This is a genomic window from Embleya sp. NPDC025285, assembly GCF_055558835.1.
Genome location: NZ_JBVHLU010000144.1, coordinates 1 through 22014, shown reverse-complemented (window position 1 = coordinate 22014; position 22014 = coordinate 1). Strand labels below are relative to the sequence as shown.

At 70.9% G+C, this 22014-nt stretch carries 21 protein-coding genes and 1 pseudogene; 11 read left to right on the top strand and 11 right to left on the bottom strand.

From position 1 onward, the window contains the following. Positions 1-106: 106 nt before the first annotated feature. Complete coding sequence (locus tag ACZ4FV_RS47670) at positions 107-307, bottom strand: cold-shock protein (protein WP_026218153.1); 201 nt, start codon at positions 305-307, stop codon at positions 107-109. A 340-nt stretch (positions 308-647) separates the two neighbouring features. Next, positions 648-1796: a CaiB/BaiF CoA transferase family protein gene (locus tag ACZ4FV_RS47665; RefSeq protein WP_395859463.1), complete on the bottom strand. Its 1149-nt coding sequence runs from the start codon at positions 1794-1796 to the stop codon at positions 648-650. A gap of 87 nt (positions 1797-1883) precedes the next feature. On the opposite strand from ACZ4FV_RS47665, the gene ACZ4FV_RS47660 reads away from it, so the two are divergent. After that, positions 1884-2615 (top strand): ArsR/SmtB family transcription factor, encoded by a 732-nt coding sequence (locus tag ACZ4FV_RS47660; RefSeq protein WP_402237692.1) that lies wholly within the window; start codon positions 1884-1886, stop codon positions 2613-2615. 73 nt (positions 2616-2688) lie between these two features. Here ACZ4FV_RS47660 and ACZ4FV_RS47655 read toward each other — a convergent pair whose 3' ends face one another. Continuing rightward, positions 2689-3903 (bottom strand): hypothetical protein, encoded by a 1215-nt coding sequence (locus tag ACZ4FV_RS47655; RefSeq protein ID WP_395859465.1) that lies wholly within the window; start codon positions 3901-3903, stop codon positions 2689-2691. A gap of 799 nt (positions 3904-4702) precedes the next feature. Next, positions 4703-5678 (bottom strand): annotated as a pseudogene (locus ACZ4FV_RS47650) (GlxA family transcriptional regulator). Positions 5679-5820: 142 nt separating this feature from the next. On the opposite strand from ACZ4FV_RS47650, the gene ACZ4FV_RS47645 reads away from it, so the two are divergent. The 4 genes from ACZ4FV_RS47645 (at position 5821) to ACZ4FV_RS47630 (ending at position 9844) form a co-directional block, all read left to right on the top strand. Further along, positions 5821-6750, top strand: a complete 930-nt coding sequence (locus ACZ4FV_RS47645; protein ID WP_465327387.1) for an NAD-dependent epimerase/dehydratase family protein — start codon at positions 5821-5823, stop codon at positions 6748-6750. 52 nt (positions 6751-6802) lie between these two features. Next, entirely contained in the window at positions 6803-7552 is a 750-nt protein-coding gene (locus tag ACZ4FV_RS47640; protein WP_402237698.1) for a hypothetical protein, read from the top strand. A gap of 62 nt (positions 7553-7614) precedes the next feature. Beyond that, the gene (locus ACZ4FV_RS47635; protein ID WP_402237699.1) at positions 7615-9030 is read left to right on the top strand and encodes a tetratricopeptide repeat protein; all 1416 of its coding nucleotides are present in this window, start codon (positions 7615-7617) and stop codon (positions 9028-9030) included. A gap of 118 nt (positions 9031-9148) precedes the next feature. Continuing rightward, a complete protein-coding gene (locus ACZ4FV_RS47630) occupies positions 9149-9844 on the top strand; it encodes a hypothetical protein (RefSeq protein WP_465327384.1) in 696 nt (231 codons plus the stop codon). Positions 9845-9892: 48 nt separating this feature from the next. On the opposite strand, the gene ACZ4FV_RS47625 is transcribed toward ACZ4FV_RS47630, so the two are convergent. The 6 genes from ACZ4FV_RS47625 to ACZ4FV_RS47600 form a co-directional block, all read right to left on the bottom strand. Next, on the bottom strand, positions 9893-10996 hold the full coding sequence (locus tag ACZ4FV_RS47625; protein ID WP_465327381.1) for a DNA cytosine methyltransferase: 1104 nt from the start codon (positions 10994-10996) through the stop codon (positions 9893-9895). A gap of 9 nt (positions 10997-11005) precedes the next feature. Continuing rightward, positions 11006-11437 (bottom strand): very short patch repair endonuclease, encoded by a 432-nt coding sequence (locus tag ACZ4FV_RS47620; protein ID WP_395859897.1) that lies wholly within the window; start codon positions 11435-11437, stop codon positions 11006-11008. 106 nt (positions 11438-11543) lie between these two features. Further along, positions 11544-12659, bottom strand: a complete 1116-nt coding sequence (locus ACZ4FV_RS47615; protein ID WP_465327379.1) for an ABC transporter ATP-binding protein — start codon at positions 12657-12659, stop codon at positions 11544-11546. Then, complete coding sequence (locus tag ACZ4FV_RS47610) at positions 12656-13492, bottom strand: ABC transporter permease (protein ID WP_395859899.1); 837 nt, start codon at positions 13490-13492, stop codon at positions 12656-12658. The genes ACZ4FV_RS47615 and ACZ4FV_RS47610 overlap by 4 nt, the downstream gene beginning before the upstream one ends. A 50-nt stretch (positions 13493-13542) precedes the next feature. Then, positions 13543-14388 carry a molybdate ABC transporter substrate-binding protein gene (modA, locus tag ACZ4FV_RS47605; protein WP_465327377.1) on the bottom strand — a complete coding sequence of 282 codons (846 nt, stop codon included), beginning with the start codon at positions 14386-14388 and terminating at the stop codon, positions 13543-13545. A 25-nt stretch (positions 14389-14413) separates the two neighbouring features. Next, the gene (locus tag ACZ4FV_RS47600) at positions 14414-14836 is read right to left on the bottom strand and encodes a TOBE domain-containing protein (RefSeq protein WP_449766237.1); all 423 of its coding nucleotides are present in this window, start codon (positions 14834-14836) and stop codon (positions 14414-14416) included. 1309 nt (positions 14837-16145) lie between these two features. On the opposite strand from ACZ4FV_RS47600, the gene ACZ4FV_RS47595 reads away from it, so the two are divergent. From ACZ4FV_RS47595 to ACZ4FV_RS47585, 3 genes are read left to right on the top strand one after another with little or no spacing between them, the layout of a single operon-like run. Continuing rightward, the gene (locus ACZ4FV_RS47595) at positions 16146-17195 is read left to right on the top strand and encodes a C39 family peptidase (RefSeq protein WP_395859475.1); all 1050 of its coding nucleotides are present in this window, start codon (positions 16146-16148) and stop codon (positions 17193-17195) included. A gap of 9 nt (positions 17196-17204) precedes the next feature. Next, entirely contained in the window at positions 17205-17807 is a 603-nt protein-coding gene (locus ACZ4FV_RS47590) for a hypothetical protein (protein ID WP_395859476.1), read from the top strand. Between the two features lie 17 nt (positions 17808-17824). Then, the gene (locus ACZ4FV_RS47585; protein ID WP_465327373.1) at positions 17825-18187 is read left to right on the top strand and encodes a DUF397 domain-containing protein; all 363 of its coding nucleotides are present in this window, start codon (positions 17825-17827) and stop codon (positions 18185-18187) included. A gap of 339 nt (positions 18188-18526) precedes the next feature. On the opposite strand, the gene ACZ4FV_RS47580 is transcribed toward ACZ4FV_RS47585, so the two are convergent. After that, positions 18527-19507 carry a LysR family transcriptional regulator gene (locus ACZ4FV_RS47580; protein ID WP_395859478.1) on the bottom strand — a complete coding sequence of 327 codons (981 nt, stop codon included), beginning with the start codon at positions 19505-19507 and terminating at the stop codon, positions 18527-18529. 106 nt (positions 19508-19613) lie between these two features. Between ACZ4FV_RS47580 and ACZ4FV_RS47575 the strand changes: the two genes are divergently transcribed. From ACZ4FV_RS47575 to ACZ4FV_RS47565, 3 genes are all read left to right on the top strand, one after another. Next, entirely contained in the window at positions 19614-20507 is an 894-nt protein-coding gene (locus tag ACZ4FV_RS47575; RefSeq protein WP_395859479.1) for an NAD(P)H-binding protein, read from the top strand. Between the two features lie 95 nt (positions 20508-20602). Next, a complete protein-coding gene (locus ACZ4FV_RS47570; RefSeq protein ID WP_395859480.1) occupies positions 20603-20968 on the top strand; it encodes a darcynin family protein in 366 nt (121 codons plus the stop codon). A 408-nt stretch (positions 20969-21376) separates the two neighbouring features. After that, the gene (locus ACZ4FV_RS47565) at positions 21377-21925 is read left to right on the top strand and encodes a DUF1062 domain-containing protein (RefSeq protein ID WP_465327364.1); all 549 of its coding nucleotides are present in this window, start codon (positions 21377-21379) and stop codon (positions 21923-21925) included. The last annotated feature ends 89 nt before the right edge of the window (positions 21926-22014 follow it).

Sequence of the window (22014 nt, the reverse complement as noted above, 5' to 3'; positions counted from 1 at the left end):
CCCCCCCCCCCCCCCCCCCCCCCCCCCCCCCCCCCCCCCCCCCCCCCCCCCCCCCCCCCCCCCCCCCCCCCCCCCCCCCCCCCCCCCGCTCGGCGATGATGTGCCGTCAGACGGTGATGTTCTCCGCCTGCGGGCCCTTCTGGCCCTGAACAGCGTCGTAGGAGACCTTCTGGCCCTCGACAAGCTCACGGTAGCCCTGCGACTGGATCGCCGAGTAGTGCGCGAAAACATCCGGGCCGCCGTCGTCCGCCTGGATGAAGCCGAAGCCCTTTTCCGCGTTGAACCACTTCACGGTTCCAGTAGCCATACAAATCTCCTTCGTGGTGCCAAATGGAAATGCGCACGTGCGCATGTCCAAGTCGCAACAGCAATCCATTTTTCACATGAACCCGGTTCGACATAAACAAAAAGCGCCCGACGGTCACGACCGTAAGGCGCTCACAAAATTCATGGGAACCACTACTGCAACTGCCCCGAGGCTAGCACGGAAAAGTCCTCGACCCCGGAAGGCACGAAATATTTCTTCTCGACCCCGCACTCGGACCCCGCGCGGTCGGACCCGCACTCGGACCCCGTACTCGGACCCGGCGCTCCGACTTCGCACCCCGGCTGCCCCGCGCCCGGACGCCCCCGCGGGAGGCCACCGCTCACTCGGGTTCGATCCCCAACTCGGCCAGGATCGCCGCCGTGTGTTCGCCGACCGCCGGGATCGGGCCCATCGCCGCCTCGCGACCGGTCACCGTGACCGGCGGCAGCAGCGCGCGCAGCGGACCGGCGGGCGAGTCGATCGTGCGCATCCGGTCCCGCGCGGCGTGTTGCGGGTGCTCGGCGAACTCGCCGACGGTGCGCATCCGGGCGTTGGCGATGCCCACCTCGTCCAGGCTCGCCACGATCTCGGCGGCGCCGCGGTCCGCGAAGGCCGCCTCGATCAACTCCGTGAGCCGCTCGTTGCCGGCCACGCGCAACGAGTTGCTCCGAAACCGGGGGTCGTCGATCAGGTCCGGACGACCCAGCACCCGCTCGCACAGCGCGGCCCATTCGCGGTCGTTCTGCACACCGACGAACACCTGGCCGCCGTCGCCGACGCGGTACGGACCGTACGGCGCGATCGCCGCGTGTCGCGCGCCGGTGCGCGGCGGAGGCGTCCCGCCGTAGGTCGCGAAGTAGTACGGGAAGCCCATCCACTCGCCGAGCGCGTCCAGCATGGACACCTCGAACGCACTGCCCTCGCCGGTGACCCGGCGCTCGTAGAGCGCGGTCAGCATGCCGGTGAAGGCATACATCGCGGCGGCGATGTCGGCGATCGGGATGCCGGCCTTGGCGGGCGCGTCCGGTGTCCCGGTGACCGAGAGCAGACCGGCCTCGCATTGCACCAGCAGGTCGTACGCCTTCTTGTCGCGATAGGGACCCGAAGTCCCATAACCCGATATTCCACAGACGATCAGCCGGGGAAATCTGGCCCGCAAATCCGCCGCGCCCAGGCCCAATCGATCCGCCGCGCCGGGCGCGAGATTCTGCACGAACACGTCCGCGCGGGCGAGCAGGCGGTCCAGGATTTCCGCCGCGCGCTCGTCCTTGAGGTCGAGCGCGAGGCTTTCCTTCCCGCGATTCGCCCAGACGAAGTGGCTCGACAATCCCTCGACGGTCTCGTCGTACGCGCGGGCGAAATCGCCCGCGCCCGGGCGCTCGATCTTGATCACGCGCGCGCCCAGATCGGCCAGTTGCCGAGTCGCGTACGGCGCGGCGATGGCCTGTTCCAGGGAGACGACGGTGACACCGGCGAGGGGTAGGGGCACCCGTCCATCTTGACAGGGCGTCAGGCGTGCGACACGGCGGCGCACCCTTCGGCGCGCGCCGAAGCGTCGCCGGCCGATGATGGCGACATGGACTCGATCGCACGTGCCACCGACCCGGATTCGGTCCCGCGACTCGCCGCGCTCGCCGCACTCCTCGCGGACGAGACGCGCGCGGCGGTTTGCCTCGCCCTCCTGGACCGCCGTGCCTGGACGGGCGGCGAACTGGCTCGGCACTGCGGGGTCGCGCCGTCCACGATCAGCGAGCATCTGACCCGATTGGTCGAGGGCGGCCTGCTGGTCCAAGAACGGCAGGGCCGACACCGGTACGTCCGGCTCGCGGACCCGGGTGTGGCCCGCATGGTCGAGGACCTGGCCGCGTACGCGACGCCCGTGACCACCCGTCCGGCGAACACGCTGCGCGCGCACTCGGCGGGCGCGGCCCTGGCCAGGGGCCGCACCTGCTACGACCACCTGGCCGGCCGGCTGGGCGTGGCGATCACCGACGCGCTCACCGCCCGGGATCTGCTACGCCAGGACACCGGCTTCGCGCTCACCGACCCGGGCATCGCGTGGCTCACCGACCTGGGCGCCGACCTCACCACGTCTCGCAAGCGCCCGTTGGCCCGGCCCTGCCTGGACTGGACCGAACGCCGCCACCACCTCGCGGGCACGGCCGGCGCCGAACTGTGCCGGCTGTTCGGTGCCCGGGGGTGGACGGAGCGGGTCGGCACGGGTCGGGCGGTCCGGGCGACCGAGGAGGGGCGCAGCGCGCTGGGGCGGTTGTTGGGAATGCGGGAGGCGGAGTTCGAGCCGGCGTGACGAACCCGCCGCGCGGGGGCGGTCCGGTCGGGCGGCTCCCGGGTCGACGGACGTGTCGTGGGCGAGGTGTCGGTCAGTCGCCGGACGGAGGCCGCAGGCGCAGCCGGTCAAGCAGACGGCCGGGCCAAGAGCGCCTCGGTCGGGGTGGGTTCGACGTGTCGGCCGCCTTACCCGCGTGCTGCGACTCGGGATCGGGCTCCGGGTCGGCCTCGCGCTCGGGCAGGTATACCGCCTGCCGCCACCGCACGGTTGCCACCCCCAGCTTCCAACTCCGCTCGTCGGGGCCGTAAGTCACCGGCGTCGGGAGTACGCGGAACCCCGCCACGTCCGCCGCGTCGTAATCGGCCACGCCCAAGCCGGTGCCCGAAGGTGTGTCTGTGGGTGTGGTCGTCCGTATCTCCCACTCGCTCCCGCGCCCGAAGATCTGAATCGGCATCCCACCCCGAACCCGGACGCCGGGCCGAATCCGCAGACACGGCCGATCCGGCCCCAGCCGGTGAAGGGGGGCGCCGGCGATCCTCGGCTCTCCACACACCAAGGTGAATTCGCCTCCCGACACCCAAACCGCCTCCAACACCGAGACCTCGGACGGGTGGGTGATCGGCACGATCGCCGCCAGGTCGCCCACGCCGTGCAGCACGAACGTACCCTCGGGCAGATCGGGCCGAATGGGCGGCGTCGGGTCGACGTCGAGCGACCACGCCCCACCCGCGGTGACAACCAGCAGCCGCGGTCCGGCGACCTCGAACTCCGGTGCCTGCCAAACTTGTTCCCGACGCTCATCGATCCCCCGCCAGCCCCCCGTATCCGCCCCTTCCCTCGGCGGCACCATGCGGACCTCGACCTGCCCACCCGACCGGTCGCCGGTGAGCCTGGCCACCCCGAGCGGTCCCGTGTAGCAGACCACCTCGCTGCCGAAGCCCTCCACCGAGCGCTCGAACTCCCGCGCCGCATCCGGTTCTTTGAGCTGCAAGGACCACGCGCCGGAACACCGGACCCGCACCGTCCGCAGCCCCTGGTCCGAGATCAGGATGCTGCCGTCGGAGCCCTCACGCGGACCGTCGTAGACACACTCCTCGGCCGGCCCACCCGGTCGATCGATGCGCCACAACCGCACGTGTCGCCCCGGCGCGCTCTCGACCTGCAACAGGGCCGGCCGACCCGGCACCGGAAGATCCAGCACCACGTCGGCATCCCCGAAGCCCCGATGCGTGAAGGGCGTGTCGTCCTGCCCGTGCCCCCGAACGGGCCCGAACGCCGCACTGTTCCGCCGACCAGGTTCGTACATCGTCCGACGATCCCACGCGGCCACGAGTCGGATAAGCCGGAACCCCCTCCCTCCGCGAACCGGCCACCGAGGCCCGCCCGGGTCGACGACCGATCAGGCCACCTGCCCACCGGCGGCGGCCGACCGGCCGGCCGCAGGGGCGCGTAGCGGGCGTGCAACCCGAGCGCGTAGCGGACGGCCCGACCGTGACCGCGTAGCGGGCATGCGCGCGCGCACCGACCGGGCTTGCTCGTCCCCTACGCGGCCGGCCGGTTGCGCGTCCCCTACGGGTTCGGGGTCGAGCCGGTCTCTCCGAGCCGGGGCGCTTGGCCCCTACGGGGCAGGTCACCCATCCGCTGCGGGATCGCGGCCGCAGTCGAGTCGGGCACAGCGGAGCGGGTTGGTCCTGTGGTGCGCGGGTGGCGGGCGCGTAGCGGACGTGCAACCCGCGCGCGTAGCGGACGGCCCGACCGTGACCGCGTAGCGGGCATGCAACCCGCGCGCACCGACCGGGCTTGCTCGTCCCTTACGCGGCCGGCCGGTTGCGCGTCCCCTACGGGTTCGGGGTCGAGCCGGTCTCTCCGAGCCGGGATGCTTGGCCCCTACGGGGCAGGTCACCCATCCGCTGCGGGATCGCGGCCGCAGTCGAGTCGGGCACAGCGGAGCGGGTTGGTCCTGTGGTGCGCGGGTGGCGGGCGCGTAGCGGACGTGCAACCCGCGCGCGTAGCGGACGGCCCGACCGTGACCGCGTAGCGGGCATGCAACCCCGGGCGCGCGACCGGCTTGCCGTCCCCTACACGCCCGGCCGATTGCGCGTCCCCTACGGGTTCGGGGTCCGGGCGGCGGTGGCCGCCGGCTCGGTGGGGGTGCGGGTGAACGCCGCGCGATAGCCGCTGGGGGTCAGGCCGGTGCGGCGGACCAGGTGTTTGCGCAGCGAGTCGGTGGTGCCGATGCCGCTGTGGTGTGCCACCAGTTCCATGGACAGGTCGGTGGTCTCCAGCAACTCCCTTGCCCGATCCACCCGTTGGTGGAGCAGCCATTGCAGTGGGCTGAGGCTCGTCTCGGCGTGGAAGCGTCGGGTGAGGGTGCGCACGCTGGTGCTCGCGTGCGCGGCGAGGTCGGCCAGCGTGAGCGGTTCGTCGAGCCGGGCCAGGGCCCAGGCCCGGGTGCCGGCGAGCGACACACCGCTTTCCGGTGGGAGCGGTGATTCGATGAACTGGGCCTGGCCGCCGGGGCGTACCGGCGCGGCAACGACCAGACGCGCGACCGTGTTGGCCGTGGCGGCGCCGTAGTCGGTCCGGATCAGGTGCAGGCACAGGTCGATCCCGGCGGACAGACCGGCGGAGGTCAGGATCGGGCCGTCCTCGACGTACAACCAGGTCCACGGCCGGGAAGCGGCGGCGGAACTCCTCGGTCATCATCCAGTACGTGGTGGCCGCGCGCCCGTCCAGAAGGCCCGCCTGGGCCAGCACGAACGCGCCGGTGCAGATCGACGCCATCCGCTTCCCCGCCGCCGCGGCGTCACGCAGCGCGGCCAGGACGCGCGGGTCGGCATCGGCGCGCGCACCCGTGCCGGTGACGATCACCGTCTCGGCGTCGTCGATCGCGTCGAGGCCGTGCGACACCACGATGTCCAGGCTGCCGGTGCCGACCACGGCGCCGGGCTCGGCGGTACACACCCGCACCCGGTAACCGGCCGCGCCCTCGACCAAGTCGACGCCACCGAGCACCAGTTCCGGGATGGACAGGTCGAACGTGGTCACCGGTGGCACGGCCACAACGGCTATTCGATGCATGGCCCGAACCTCCGGATGTTTGGCATTCCGGCCACTACCGTACGCCCCGACGCGGGCGGGAGGGTGATCACGTCCTTCTCGGACACCTCTACTTCCCCTTCGCTTCCCCTTCGCTTCCCCTTCTCCCCTTCCCGGAGCCCTGATGTCCTCGTCATCCGTCTTCCACGTCGTCGTCGGTGCCGGTGCCACCGGCTCGGCCACCGCACTGCTGCTCGCCGAGTCGGGTGAGCGGGTCCGGGTGGTCAGCCGCCGCGGTGGCGGCCCGCCGCATCCGCTGATCGAACGTGTCGCCGCCGACGCGACCGATACCGCCCGCCTGATCGAGCTCACGAGTGGCGCGCGGACGTTGTTCAACTGCGCGATGCCGCCCTACGATCGCTGGCCCATCGACTGGCCGCCGCTGGCCGCGGCGATGTTGACGGCGGCGGAGCGCACGGGGGCGCACTACGTGATGCTCGGCAACCTGTACGGCTACGGCCCGGTGGACGGGCCGATGACCGAGGACCTGCCGATGGCCCCGACCACCGTCAAGGGCCGCGTCCGCGCGGAGATGTGGACGAACGCGCTGGCCGCGCACGACGCGGGCCGGGTCCTGGTCACCGAGGTCCGGGCGAGCGACTTCCTGGGTGCGGGAGCGGGCTCGTTGTACAACTTCCTGGTCGTCCCGCAGGTGCTCGCCGGCACCCCGGCCGCGATCCCCGGCGACCTGGACGCGCCGCAGAGCTGGTCCTACATCGGCGACGTGGCCCGCACCCTCGTCGCGGCGGCGCGGTCGGCCGAGTCCTGGGGACGGGCGTGGCACGTACCGTCGTCGACCGGCTCCATCCGGGACCTCACCGCACGCCTCGCCGAGCTGACCGGCTCACCCGCCCCCCGGCTGACCCGGTTGACGGCCGAGGAGATGCGCGCGATCGGCCCGGAGAACCCGATCATGGCGGAGGTCGAGGAGATGCTCTACCTCACCGAGGGCGCGTCCATCCTCGACGCGACGGTGACGACGAAGATCCTGGAGGTGTCCGCGTCACCCTTGGACACCGCGTTGCGCGAACTGGGCTCTCCGGTGGGCGAATAGGCGTCGCGCCCGGCCCGACCGTGTTCCCGTCCCGTTCCGACACACTTGTCTCATGGACGACGACGCGGAGCACGCCCGGGCCTGGCTCGCCATCGAAGGCATCACCGAGTCCGACGACGGCACGTGGCGAGACGCCGAGACACCCGACGAACCGATGACCGGCAACGAGCTGGCGCATTCCTGGGTTGATGTCGCGATCACGGATCCGGACCTGGACGGGGCCGGGCGGTTGCGGCTCGCGTTCGGGTTCCTGGACCTGTTGGACGACTATTGGGTGACCTGCGAGATGCGTTTCGCGCTGGCGAGCAGGACCGACCCGCCTCCCGCGGACGTGTTCTGGGCCGGCTACCGCGCCCGGTTGGAGGCGGAACGGGAGTACGCGGCGGTCGGTTACTCCCTTTGGGTGGACTGGTTCGAGGATCGAGGCACCGTGGAGCGGGCGTTCGCCGAGGTGCTGGGCAACGATCTCGACCGGTTGGGTCGAGTCGCCCGGGACGAGCCGTTGTTCCGGCGGGCCGGCCGTGTGCTGGAGTGCTCGGGCCCGGTGCCGTGGCCGCTCAAGTACCCGGTGTACCAGGCCGCGGCGGCCCGGCCCGAGCTGCACCCGGCCCTGTTCCAGGGGCTTCGGGGCAGCTACGGGGATGTCCACGGCAGCCTCGACACGGCGGCCGGCCTCGCCCTGCTCGGCCGGCTGCGCCTGCCCGCCGACACCCCCGACGTCGAGCGCCTGCGTACCGTCCTGGCGGCGGGCCACAACAACCACTACCGGTCCCCGGGCGCGTGGGAGGCCGCCGCGTCCTGAGTTCGCGCGATCCGCGAGGCGTGTTTAATCGGGTCTCATCGGCGCGACGGAAGGACCCCGCGATGGGCACGGTGGATCGGCACGGGCTCGAACTGTCCGGCATGGGTCCGGAGGCGGTCCGGCACTATGAACGTGCGCTCGACGCGCTGTTGTTCTTCCGGCCCGAGGTGAGCACCGAGGTCGAGGCGGCGCTGCTGGCCGATCCGAACGCGCCGATGGCCAACGTGTTCGCGGCCTATCTGGGCCTGCTGGGCACCGAGTCGGTGGACGCCGCCGCCGCGAACGAGCGCTACGCCGCGTTCGTGCCGACCCCCACCCGGGTCGGCGCCCGCGAGGTCGCGCACATGCGGGCCGCCGAGGCGTGGCTGGCCGGCGACATCCACCGGGCCGGCGACATTCTGCACGAGTTGGTCGTGGCGTACCCCCGGGACGCGCTCGCGCTGCTGGTCGGCCATCAGATCGACTTCCTCACCGGCGACGCGCTGCGCCTGCGCGATCGGGTCGGCGGCGCGCTGAGCGCGTGGGATCGGGACGATCCGCACTACGGTCCGGTGTTGGGGATGGCCGCGTTCGGCCTGGAGGAGACCGGCCACTACGCGCGCTCCGAGGAGGCCGGGTCGGCCGCCGTGGCCGCGAATCCGCGCGACGTGTGGGCGATCCACGCGGTGGTGCACACCTACGAGATGCAGGGCCGGTTCGCCGAGGGCATCCGCTACCTGGACGCCCGCACCGCCGACTGGACGGGCGGCAACTACCTGAACGTGCACAACTGGTGGCACTACGGCCTGTTCTCGATCGAGGCCGGCGCGATCGATCGCGCGCTGGCCATCCACGACGCGGTACTGCACAACGACAAGTCGCTCGGTGTCGCGATGGAACTCCTGGACGCCTCGGCCCTGTTGTGGCGCATTCACCTCACCGGCAACGCGCAGGTCGAGCGCTGGAACCGGCTCGCCGACGCGTGGGCGGCCCGCGCGGACGTCCCGTATTACGCGTTCAACGACACGCACGCCGTGATGGCCTACCTCGGCGCCGGCCGGATCGCCGCCGCGCAGGCGGTGATCGAGGACCGCGAGAGCCGGCTCGGCACACCCCACCGAGAGGTGGCCAACGACCGGATGACAGCGCAGGTCGGCCTGCCGGTCTGCCGCGCGCTGGTCGCCTTCGAACAGGGCCGGTACGCGGACACCGTCGACATCCTCGTCCCGATCCGGCACCACCTGAACACCTTCGGCGGCAGCCACGCCCAGCGCGACGCGATCCAGCAGACCCTGGTCGAGGCGGCGCTGCGGGGGAACCGGCACAACCTGGCCCGGACGCTGCTCAGCGAGCGGATCAATCTCCGCCCGACCAGCCCGTACAACTGGCTGGGCCGGGCCCGCCTGGCCGACGCCCTGGGCCGGTCCGCCGAGGCCGCCGAAGCTCGCGAGCGCGCCGCCGAGCACAGGGCCGCGATCACGGCGGCCTGGGGGCGCTGACCCGGGCCGACCACGCCCGCGCCCCGTGCGCGAGAATTGCGCACTCGTCCCGGGCCGAACCGATCGGCCCGCGACGCCATCGACCGCACGGGATCGACCGCACAGGAGAGTGGCACGCATGGGTGAGTCCTCGGCAACCGGTTCCGGAACTCGGCGCCGGGTTCCGGACGATCAGGGACTGCTCGCCGCCGCCGCGCGGAGCCCGGGCGGCTCTGTCGCCGAGATCGATCCGGCGTTCGCCGACGACCCCAACGGATACGTGCCCGGTGAGGCGATCCGAGGCGCGTGGGTGGTCGGTCCGGACGGGCTGCTGACCGGCGAGTACCGGGAGAACCCGCACCACGGGCCGCCGCGGGACGACTTCACCAAGCTGCTCGAGGACGACGCGTGGTTCGGCTGGCTCGGCGAGGACCCGGCCGGCGCGATCCGCGAATCGGTCACCGAGTGCTTCGAGGACCAGGCTCCGGGCGCGGTGCTGACCTGGATGAAGGTGCTGGAACCGCCGCGCTGCGCGACCACCGGTCGGCCCGCCCCGGACAACGAGCAGTTTCTGATCCCCACCCGGGCCGGCGTGGCCGTCTGGTTCGCGGCGCAGATCAGCGCGCCGGACCGGGCCCGGGCCACGGTGTGCGGCATCTTCACCTGGGTCGCGATCCACCTCGACGCCCCGGACGATCGCCGGGACCGCATCTGGCTCGACCTGGACGCGGACTTGGACTGGGCGGAGCAGCAGCTCCCGCCCCGGATGTACGGCTTGGACGCGGAGACGGACGACGCGGGGACGGGCGACGGCGAGGGTGCCCCGAGCGCCTGAGCCGCGACCGGTGGGCCTCGCTCCTCCCGCGCCCGCGCGCTCGGTGCGCTACCGCGCCGCCAGCAATCGCGGCTTCAAGTGCCGGGCGATCGCCTCCGCGAGCCCGGGCGGCACCGCGTTGCCGATCTGCCGGGCGATCTCGGTCTTGGAGCCGCACCACACGAAGGTCTCCGGGAAGGACTGGAGCCGGGCCGCCTCGCGATGCGTGATCGGGCGGTTGACCCGGTCGGTCGGATCGTCCGGATTCCACTGCGGGTGCAGGTACTGACCCTTCTCCGGCTTGTAGAACTCGGTCCGGATGGTCAGGGACGGATGGTCCCAGCGCATCCGGCCCATCACGTCCGTCGTGCCGGTCTTCTTGTTGCGCCAGCAGTCCGGCAGCAGGTGGTCCGGCAGGTCGAATCGGCCGCCGCCGGGCGGGACGCAGTCGTAGCGCAGCAGCGAACGCTCGATCGGCGTGCGGGCCAGGTGCAGGTCGGCCTCCTTGAACACGCCGGGCACGCTGCGGCCGAAGAACTCGGTTTTGGCAACCGGCAGGCTGGTCGTACCGGGGACCCTCGGCAGGTGCTCGATCGCGTCGCGGACGGTATTCCAGCGCAGTGGGCGGCCGGGGCCGTGGGTCGGCTCGGGGACGGTGATCTCACCGATCCGGGAGCCGATCACGATCGCCCGCTTGCGCCGCTGCGGAACGCCGTAGTCCACCGCCGGGAGCAGCGCGTCGGTCAACACGTACCCCTCCAGGAGGCCGCCGGGCCGGGCCTCCGCGAGCAGCAGCGCGAATTCGGCGGACTTCTGGAAGCGGTCCACGTTCTCGATCACGAACACCTTGGGCCTGGCCCGGCGCACGAAGCGCAGGTATTCCTTCCAGAGCTTGTTGCGCGGGTCCTCGACGTTGCGGCTGCCCAGGTTGGAGAAGCCCTGGCAGGGCGGGCCGCCGATGATCAGGTCGGCGCGCGGGATGTCCTTGTCCGGGATTTCCGCGATGTCGCCCCAGCGCATGTGCGCCTCGCCGAAGTTGGCGGCGTAGGTCGCGGCGGCGTGCAGATTCCACTCGACCGCCATGACCGGCCGAAAGCCCTTCGCGGCGGTGAATCCGGACGTCATTCCACCGCAGCCCGCGAACAGGTCGATCATGGTGATGGGTCGTGCCATGCGGACAGGTTAGCCGGCCGCGCGTCGGGCGATCACCGCCTCCCGCACCCTGGCCGCCGCCGTGACCGGGTCCTCGTGCTCCCAGACCCGCACGACCAGCCAGCCTGCCTCCGCCATCCGTCGGTCGGTGTCGGCGTCGCGGGTGCGGTTTCCCTCGATCTTGGTCTTCCAGAACTCGGCGTTGCGCTTGGGCCAGGTCCCGTGCACCGGGCAGCCGTGCCAGAAGCAGCCGTCGACGTAGACGGCGACCTTGGCCGGGCCGAACACGACGTCCGCCTCGCGGCGGATGCCCTTGAGCGGGCGGCGGTGCACGCGGTAGCGCAGGCCCATGCCGTGCAACACGCGTCGCAGCGCGACCTCGACGCCGGTGTCCTTGCTGCGTTGGCGACTCATCCGCGCGCGGGTCGCATCCGTGGTGGTCAGGCTCGTCACGAAGACCATGGTGCACGGTCGCACTGTCATCGGGCGCGCCGTCGGCGGGCGCGCTGCCGTTGGTCGCGCCGTCATCGCACCGGGGAGGGCGAGGCCGCCGGGCCGGGTGCCTCGCTCAGGCCGGGTACGCCCGCGCCTCGGTCGCCTTGACCGCTGCCCACACCGGCTTGCCGGGCGCGAGTTCGAGTTCGGCGACCGCGAGCGGGGTGACGTCGGCGAGCAGCGGGACGGGGCCGGTCAGTTCGATCCGGACGGTGTCGCCGTGCAGTTCCATGCCGCCCACCTCGACCTGCCACAGGTTGCGCGGGCTGCCGTCGGGCCGGCTCCGGTACAGCGTTACCGCGGCCGGTGGGAAGGCCACGAACACCTCGTCCGCAGCCGGTAGTTCGGCCACCACCAGGCGCTGCCCGCCGGGCAGGTCGACGCCGCCGGCCGAGGTGGTACCCCGGTACAGGTTCAGGCCCACCAGGCGCGCCACGTAGTCGGTACGCGGGTGCCGGGCCACCTGGGCCGGCGTACCGTCCTGGACCGCGTGCCCCGCCTCGATCACGGTGAGCCGGTCGGCCAGCACCATCGCGTCCAGCGGGTCGTGGGTGATCACCACCGCGACCCCGTCGAAGTCGGCCAGGTGCCGGCGCAGCGTCGCGCGCACCTCCACCCGGGTGCGCGCGTCCAGCGCGGCCAACGGCTCGTCCAGGAGCAGCAGTCGCGGATGGGTGGCCAGCGCGCGGGCGAGCGCGACCCGTTGCGCCTGTCCGCCGGAGAGCCGGCCCGGCTTGACGCCGGCGTGTTCGCCCAGACCGACCCGGTCCAGCCAGTCCGCCGCCAGGCCGCGGGCCTCGCGTCGGCCGACGCCCTGGCAGCGCGGGCCGAAGGCGACGTTCTCCAGCGCGGACAGGTGCGGGAAGAGCAGGTAGTCCTGGAAGACCACGCCCACCGGTCGCCGCTCGGGTGGCGTGTACAGCCGCCGCTTCGGGTCCTCCAGGTCGACGCCCGCGAGCCTGGTGTGGCCGCCGGCGCCGAGCGGGACCAGGCCGGCCAGGGCGCGCAGCGCGGTGCTCTTGCCGGCGCCGTTGGGGCCGAGCAGCGCGACCACCTCGCCGGGTGCGGCGGTCAGGTGTACGTCCAGGCGGAACGCGCCGCGGGTGACGACGAGGTGGGCGTCGAGGCCGCCGGCGTGGTCCGGGGCGGTCGATTCACTCGCGCCGGCCGCTTCGTCCGGGCCGGTCACGAAGTGGTCATCCAGCGTTCGCGCAGGCCGGCCAGGATCAGCACGGACACCGCCAACAGCACGAGGGAGAGCACGATCGCCGCCTCCGGGTCGGTTTCCAGGGCCAGGTAGACGGCGAGCGGCATGGTCTGGGTCTTGCCCGGGAAGTTGCCGGCGAAGGTGATGGTGGCGCCGAACTCGCCGAGCGCGCGGGCCCACGCGAGCACCGCGCCGGCCGCCACGCCGGGCGCGATCAGCGGCAGGGTGACCCGGCGGAACGCGGTCCAGCGGGACGCGCCGAGCGTCGCGGCGGCCTCCTCGTAGCGCGGATCCGCCGCCCGCAGCGCGCCCTCGACGCTGATCACCAGGAACGGCATGGCCACGAACGCCTCGGCCACGATCACGCCGGTCGTGGTGAACGGCAGCGTGTAGCCGAAGGTTTCGTCCAACCACTCGCCCACGATGCCCCTGCGGCCGAGCACCAGGAGCAGCGCGACACCGCCCACCACGGGCGGCAGCACCAGCGGCAGCGTGACCAGCGCGCGGACCAGTCGGCGGCCGGGGAAGTCGGTCCTGGCCAGCAGCCAGGCCAGCGGCACCCCCAGGACCAGCACGACGCCGGTGGCCACGGTCGCGGTGAACAGCGAGAGCTTGAGCGCCTCGCGGACCTCGGTACTGCCGAGCTGACTCCCCAGGTCGCTCCACGGTGCCCGGATCAACAGCCCGAGCAGCGGCAGCACCAGGAACACCAGGCCGATCAAGCCGGGTACGAGCAGGGCCAAGGGTGCGCCGCCGCGTCGGGGGCGATCGGCCCGCCTGCGTCCGAACGGCGTGCGCCTGGCTTGCTCGCGCACGGCTTGCTCGCGCCTGGCCTGCTCGCGGCGGCGGACCCGAGGAGGTTGGCTCACGGTGTCTGGAAGCCCGCCGTCGTCAGGGCCGTGCGGCCGGGCTCGGACAGGACGTACGCCACGAACGCCTTGGCCGCGTCCGCGTTGGGCGCCTTGGCGAGCGGGACGATCGGGTACGTGTTGACCGCCTGCGCGGACTCGGGGAAGTCCACGCCGACCACCTTGGCGCCAGCCGCCTTGACGTCGGTGCGGTAGACGAGGGCGGCGTCCACCTCGCCCAGGGTGAGCTTGGTGAGTGCGGCCTTGACGTCCTGTTCGAGCGTCGAGGGGGTGAACTTGACCCCGGCCGCGTCGAGGGCCGTCTTCGCGGCGGCGCCGCACGGCACCTGCGGTGCGCACTGGGCGACCTTGAGGCCGTCCTGCTTGAGGTCGGCGAGCGACTTGATGTTCTTCGGGTTCCCCGGCGCGACCGCGATCTGCAACGTGTTCTTGGCGAAGGCGGCGGGCCTGCCGTCGGCGCTCTTGGCGTCGGTGACGAGCTTCATGTTCTTCTCGTCGGCGGAGGCGAACACATCGGCGGGCGCGCCCTGGTTGATGCTCGCGGCCAGGGCCGAGCTGCCGAGGTAGTTGAACTTGACCGTGACACCCGGGTGCGCGGACTCGAACTGCTTGCCCAGCGCGGTGAACGTCTCGGTCAGCGAAGCCGCGGCGAACACGGTGACGGTGCCCTTGAGCGGCTTGGCGTCGGCGGCGGGCGCGGACGCGCCGGCACCGACCGGCGGCGTGGCCCCGTCGACCTTCTTGTCGTCCTTGTCGTCGTCGCTGCCGCATCCGGCGAGCGCGATCAGCGCAGCCGCGAGCAGCGCCGCCGACACCGCACGTCCGGCCCGCACCGTGCCCATGGCACCCATCGTGTCGACTCCCCACCTATTCGAGGGAGTGCTCACGCGCGCCCTCGGTCCGCTCCACCATGACATTCGTCGACTTCACCACTGCCGTGGCGAGCACCCCGACCCGCAGGCCGAGTTCGTCCGCGGCCTCGGCGCTCATCAGCGAGACCACCCGGTACGGCCCGGCCTGGATCTCGACCTGGGCCATCACCGTGTCCTTGCGGACGTCGGTGACGATGCCGCGGAAGCGGTTGCGCGCGGACGACCAGCCGAGTCGCTCGCTGTCCGCGCGGGCGTCGCCGGCGGCCGCCGAGCGGGCGAACGCGGCCAGCGCCGCACCCTCCACCACCCGCCGACCGTTCTCGTCCCGCCGCGCGTCGAGCCGACCGGAGTCCACCCACCGCCGCACCGTGTCCGCGCTCACTCCGAGCAGAGCCGCCGCGTCACCGATCCCGAACATGTTCACGGCCGGGATCCTAGTCACGAGCGCCTCTCCCACCGAGCGAAGCCGATACCCGCAAACCACGGCAGAAGCCGCCACTTGCGGATCATCATCCTTGCAGATGCGAGGATCATTCGACCATAGGGGTCGCAGATTCGATGGAATCAGGCACTGTGTCAGGAGGCCGTGTCGGACGTTGCCGCTGTTCGCGTCGACTCGCGGGGCGGCCGGTTCAGTGTGTTCGGTGGTACTCGGCGAGGGTGGTGAACGCGGCCTTGGGCTCCCAGGGCAGGTCGGGGTAGGCGTCCCCGTGGCGGTTCTCCAGGACCTCGACGATGCCGTAGCTCGCCAGATCCAGGTCGTCGCGGGGTCGCCGTCGGGGCGGTGCGGGCGGGAGTGCAGCGCGAAGAGGAACACGAAGGTGCTGTCGACGCCTCCGGCGTCGAACGCCTCGAGGAGTTCGCGCATGTAGCCGGCCTGTCCGGCGTCGTCGCGGACGTACTCGCCGTTCAGGTGGATCGGTGCGCCGGTGTCCTTGTCGTGCTCGACGATCTCCAGGCCACGCGCGCCCGTGTCGCCCGCGCCGCGGAAGCATGCGGCACCGAACTCGGTGATGGCGAACGGCTTTTGTTGCGACGCGACGAGACCGTGGACGCCCTCGGCGAACTGCGCGGCGGTATCGGCCGACCGGTAGAGGTCCAGGGACACGGTGTCGAAGGGCGTCCAGTCGACGCGTTCCAGCGGTACGGCGGCGTAGGTGATCCGGCCGCCGAATCGTTCGCGGACGAGGGCCGCGACCTTGCCGAGGAAGTCGTTCACACACGCGCCGATTTCGGCGATGTGCTCGCGCAGGCGGTCCGGGGGCCAGTAGTTCGACCCGCTCGTTTCCGCCCGGCCCGGCGCCGGCCCTGGACCAGCCACATCACCGACGCCCTCGAACGGCGCGCACTCCTGCCGAGCCCCGGATAGCCGACGGATTCCTCGTTCATACGGCAGCAGCTCAACACCCGGAGCAGTGGAACGCGGCACCACCCCGAGACGACACTCGGGTTCTTGGCCCGCCCAGCCTCGGCCCAATGCACGAAACGGTCCACCAACTCCGCCGGCGGACCGTCGCGAAAGGTCGAGGTTGGATAGCTCAAGCCAAAGGCGTGCTTAGCACACCGGCAAGCCACATGAAGGACATTATAGATTTCAGCCGCTGATTACCACAGTAAGGCGGATTTTCACCTCTTGTAACGATCTTGTCACCTGTAGAACGATGAGGAACCCACCACGCGCCTTCCAGGCGTCGGTGGCTTGATCGACCATGAGGAGGGCATTGTCGATGACCAACCTGACCGAAGCTGATCTCGCCACGCTCGGGGATTCACCGATTACCATCAGATCGGCACACTTCGAGAACATTCACCTGCGCATGAACGGCAGCGGAGTAACCACCCAGACCGCCAATGGCGGCGGGACGGTGAACTGCTCACCCGGGGCAGGTTCCTACGAGTCGTTCAAACTGTGGCGCCAGGGCGACGGGTCGTACTCCGTGGAGTCGGTGGCATTTCCGAATGTCTACTTACGCATGACGGCTCCGGGATTCACCGCCCCCGCCGGTCAGGGCGGCGGGCTCGTAAACTGCCAGTTCAACGCCAGGGGCGGCTCGGACGAGAAGTTCCGTCTACAGCAGCAGCCGAACGGCTCGTTCTCATTCGAATCCACATCCTTCGCGAAAGTCTTTATGCGCATGGATGGTTCCGGGGTGGTCGCCGAGCCCGGTGGGACGGTCAACTGCCAGTTCGGCACGACTACCGGAGGCGGCCTCTATGAGAAATTCTTTCTCTCGAAGGTCGACCAAGTCGTGGTCGGCTTCCAAGGCCAGCACCAGCAGCGGACCAACTGGTGCTGGGACGCGTGCTCGGTCAGCGTCGAGCGCTACTATCGCCCGCAGTCCGATTGGACTCAGTGCCGGCTGGCCACCGCATTGGCCATTGACCGCGGGAACGCGGGTGCCCAATGTTGTCCGGCGCCGGCAATGCCGGGGGGCGGTGGCGGTGTCTGCAACCAGGGCTCGTGGCCAGACCGACCCATGGAATTGATGGGTCTCACGCATCGCGTGTTCAATCGCCCCTTGACGGTGGCCGAGGTAAGAGCGCAGGTGACACAGAACCGGCCGATCCTCGTGGATCTGCACTGGAGAGTGGGGGATAGGCTCTGGCCGGGGCACATCGTCCTCATTTACGGCTACCAATCCGTGGGCGGAGTGGATCGCGTCGTCATATACGATCCGGGTAATGGCGGAAGCGTCGAGAATTACACCTATGCCGACTTCTGCATGCGGTACTCCGGCAACGGAGAATGGATCAACAGCTACACCACCGAGCCTTAGGGAGCCGTCATGCCACTGAATATGCCTGACCCGCCGGTGCGGGCGCGGGACAAGACGCGCTCAACGCTCGGCGTGGTAGCGAGAGGTCACGGGGCCGGCCTGCAGAAGCTGGGCGCGGCTCGCGTGGAGGATCTGGAACTGTCAACACCACACCAGGTGTTCGTCATGGGACCCGACGCCGCCGAGGCCGGTGGCAGTCTGGACCGGGCGCGGCCAATGGGCTGGCGCTTCCTGGTGGAGTCCGGGGGTGAAGTGATCGCCAGTGCCGAGAGCCCCGAGGGCCCGGAACAGCCGGAGGGAGCTGGGGAACCGTCCTTCAGTGAGGGACAAATCGTGGCATCCACCGCTGGTGCGGTGAAAGCGGCGCGGGCGTTACCGCAGCTCGCGAACGCCGGGTTCGATCTGCGGCTGCTACGGATCCCGGCGATGTATCAGAACGCGCTGTGGTTGCACTCCTCGCATGCAGACCTGCTGATACCGCTGGAGCCGTCACCGATCGGGGATGCGGGCAAAGTCGTCCCGCCGCCGGTGTTCTTCCGGAAGCTGGCCGAGTACGCCCGTGACTGGAACCCGCTGGGGGCACAGCCCCGTGGCGGCAGCGGCAACGACTAGAACTTGTCCGGACGATCATGTCGGACTGCTCGGCTTTACGGCTCGGGAGTGACGGTCAGCCGAAGACGGAACGGTTCGGGCTTTGGAAGACGGCCTACGAACCGCACCGGCTGTGGTCAGCCGACGGAGTCCCAGCCGCCCGGTTCTTCCTCTCGTCCGCCGAACCGACGACGCGGTTCAGTGATCCGTGTGCAGATAGCAGCAGTTCGGCGAACATGCACATGGAGGCTCCCGATCGGGAAGGTCGTGCGGAGTGCGTGGAGGTCGCCCCGGGCTTCTCCGTCGTACGTGACCGGGACTCGAAGGACCTGAGCGTCGGCCACTTGGTCGTCGTCCCCGCATCCTGGTTCGCGCTGCTGTCCACGTTGCTCGCTGCCTGATCCACCAGCCGACCGAGCCCCGTCACCTCACGTGGCGGGGCTTCGTCGTGCAACCGATGCAGCGCAGAGCCCGACCCCTACGTCCATGCGGGTCAGAGGGTCTGTGCTCAAGTGTGTCGTTCGGGCGTCGAGAGCAACAAGACGGCGCGCGAAGCAATACACACGCGCTCCGTAATGCGCCAAGGCTTCGCCACGAGCCCGGTGTACACACTTGACGGGCCGCCGGCCCATCAAGGATGCCGAGCCGGACGGGGTGAGGGGCGTGCCGACGGGCGGGCGCGCACGCACCTTGGATTGCTGGCAACGCGCATGCGTCCGTCGGGGCCGGGTGGTGCCGTACTACTCCGGGTCGGGCGTGTTCGCCGCGGTGGTCTCGGGGGTTGGGGTCGGGGGGCAGAGGGTTCGGCGGACGGTGTTGCGGAGCCAGTGGTGGGCGCCGTCGGCTGTGTGTCGGGGGTGCCAGGCCATGCCGATGGTCACCGGGGGCAGTTCCAGGGGCATGTCGAGGAGGTGCAGTCCGAGGGCGTCGGCGTCGTGGGTGAGCGGCGAGGGGGCGGCGCCGGGGAGTGCGGCGGGCACGAGGCAGACGACGTCGCTGCGGGCGGCGAGGGTCATCGCCGCCAGGTGGCTGGGGAGGACGACGCTGACCCGCCGGCGGAGGTTCCGCTCGCCCAGGGCCGTGTCGAGGGGGCCGGTGAACCGGCCCCGGCGGCTGACCGCGACGTGCTGGGCGGCGGCAAGCCGGGCCGGGGTCAGCGGCCCCTCGGTGAGCGGATGGCCGGGCCGGACGGCCGCCACCATGCGGAGGCCGACCAGTTCCTCGACCCGGGTTTCGGGGTCCACGTGGTCGATGGATCCGACCTCCAGGTCGATCCGGCCGTCGCGCAGGGCGGGTCCGGCCTCCAGGTCTTCGGCCAGGATCCGGAACGAGACCCCCGGCGCCTCCCGCCGGCCCAGTTGCAGCAGTCCGGGAGCCAGTGCCGCGCCGACCAGGTCGGCGGCTTGGAGGGTGAAGGTGCTGCTCAGGCCCGCGGGATCGACGCTCGCCCCGGGGCTGAGCAGCGCGCCGAGGCTGCGGACCACGGAGGCCGCCTCCTCACGCAGGGCCTGGGCGCGTGGGGTGGGAACCATGGTCTGTCCGGCCCGGACCAGGAGGGGGTCCTGAAGGATGCGGCGCAGCCGGGCGAGGGTGCGGCTCATCGCGGCGGGCGAGGTGTGCAGGCGTGCGGCGGCGCGGGTCACGCTGTTCTCGGCCAGCAGGGCATCCAGCGCGATGGCGAGATTGGCGTCGATGACCGGATCCGGGCTGCTCACCAGCATTATTCCATTTCAGTCAATGATTCCGTGCCGAAGTTCCCATTGTGGCAGCACCGAGATCCTCAGCAGGATCCAGGCGTAACGAACCGGCGCGACCTACGAGGTTTTCATGATCGTCATCACTGCACCCACCGGGAACATCGGCCGTCACCTGCTCTCGCTGCTCCTGGAGTCCGCCCCCGTCGCGGGCGAGGAACTGCGCGTGATCGTGCGTGATCCCGCCCGGCTTCCGGACGAAGCGCGCGGACGCGTCGACGTGGTCACCGGCTCGCACGCGGACGCCGAGGTCCTGGACCGGGCCTTCGAGGGTGCGGACGCCGTGTTCTGGCTCGTCCCCCCGGACTCCTCCCTGACCCCCCAGGACGGCTGGACCGGTTTCACCCGCCCCGCCGCCAAGGCGCTCGCCGCCCACGGCGTCGGCCACGTCGTCGGCGTCTCCGCGCTCGGCCGCGGCACTGGGCTCGCCGACCGAGCCGGCCTCGTCACCGCCTCCCTCGCCATGGACGACCTCATCGCCGACGCCGGCGTCGCCTACCGGGCCCTGGCCAACCCGTCCTTCTTCGAGAACCTCCTGGAGGAGGTGGACTCGATCCGCGAGCAGGGCCTGTTCATCGACACCGTCGACGCCGACCGCAAGGCCCCCTTCGTCGCGGTCGCCGACATCGCGGCCACCGCCGCCGGCCTGCTGCTGGACCGCTCCTGGACCGGCACCGGCAGCGTCGCGGTCCTCGGGCCGCAGGACCTGTCCCCCAACGACCTGGCCCGCATCATGACCGAACAACTCGGCCGCCCCGTCCGCTACGAGCGCCAGTCGCTCGAGGAGATGTACGCCACGCTCGTCGGCTACGGCCTCAACGAGGAGTTCGTCCAGGGCATCGTCGACATGAAGCGGGCCAAGGACGAGGGCCTCGACGCCGGCGTCGCCCGCACCCCGGACACCGCCTCTCCCACCAGCTTCGAGCAGTGGTGCGCGCAGACCCTCAAGCCCGCCGTCGACTCCTGAAGTCCGGTACCCGGCGCCGGAACACGCAGAGCCCGGCGCGCCCACACCACCTGCCGTGGCGCGCCCACACCACCTGCCATATTGGAGGCACCCCGATGCCCGCTGAAAAGACCGAACCGCCGATCACGGCGTTCATGCTGGTCAAGACCACAGCCGAGTGGCTCGCCCTGACCGTCCCGGAACGCGTGGAAGCCTTCACCACCCACGTGCTGCCGGCCATCAAGGCGAAGACCTCCGGCGTCCGGTCACGCTTCTACGACACGGAGTTCTACTCCGCACGCGTCACCGACGTCTGGGTGTGGGAAGCCGACGACCACCACGCCTACCGGCTCCTCATCGACGCACTACGCGAAACCCCTTTCTGGGACCGCTACTTCGAGGTCCTCGACCTCCTCGTCGGCACCGAGAACGGCTATGCCCGCACCTACGGCCTCGAACCCGTCGCCACGATCAGCACCTGACGCACCGCCCACCGCGTCGCTTACCGGGCGAGCCCGAGCCCTGCCGTGTCGCCGACCGGCGCGATCCGCCGGCCCGGCAACAGGAAACCGACCGCGACATCTTCGAGGCGATCGAAGCCTTCGTGAGCCGACCCAGGCCCCGTCACACCCGGTCCAGCCGCTGTGACGGGGCTTTTGTCGTGCCCAGGCCCGGCCGAAGAGTTTCGAGGCCCGGCGATGCGGCGCCCGAAAACCGGTGGAGTTGCGCCCCCGTGCGCCCTACCGTGCTGCCGAATCCAGTCGTCTGGGCAAGGACGTGCCGTTGTACACCCTGTGAGACCTCCCGAGCGATGAATCGTCGCGCGTCGCCGCACATGTGCGCCGCGCTGCTTTTTGCTGCCGACTTCTCACTGGAACCGGTGTACTTCTGTGCTCGAAAACTGGGTGATCGTACCCACCTGCCTGCCGCTCGTTCTCCGCCGTTGTCACGCGTGCGCGTCCGAGCGCTTCCGGGCAAGCGGCAAATTCCGCGTCAACGCAAACCACAAGCTCATCGACGCCTGGCTCCTCGCGCTCTGTATCGCCTGCGGGGAAACGGCCAAGCTCACGGTCCTGGAGCGGATGAATGTGCGCTCCGTACGACCTGAACTGCTCGACCGGCTGCATGACAACGACCCCGGCCTGACGGCCGAGTTGCTCCAGGATCCGGTCCTACGGCGCCGTAATCGCATCGCCCTCGACTGGGACGGCGCCTGGCGCCTCGACACCGGCGGATCGGATTGTTCCGACCGTGAGGTGATCGACGTCTCGGTCCGCTTCGCGGCGCGGATCCCGGTCCGGCCGGGGCGACTGATCGCCGAAGGTTGCGGTCTTTCCCGGGCCGAGGTCGAGCGGCTGATCGTGGAGGGGAGAGTCGTCTCGGCGGTCCGGCTGAACGGCAAGCTCTCCGACGACTTCACCTTCACGCTCAAGCCCTGAGCCCTCATCGGGATCAGGGCCTGTCCGGTGTCTGTGGGTCTGTGGGCAGGGGCCCCACCGCTTGAAGCGGTGGGGCGGGGCCCGGGGTG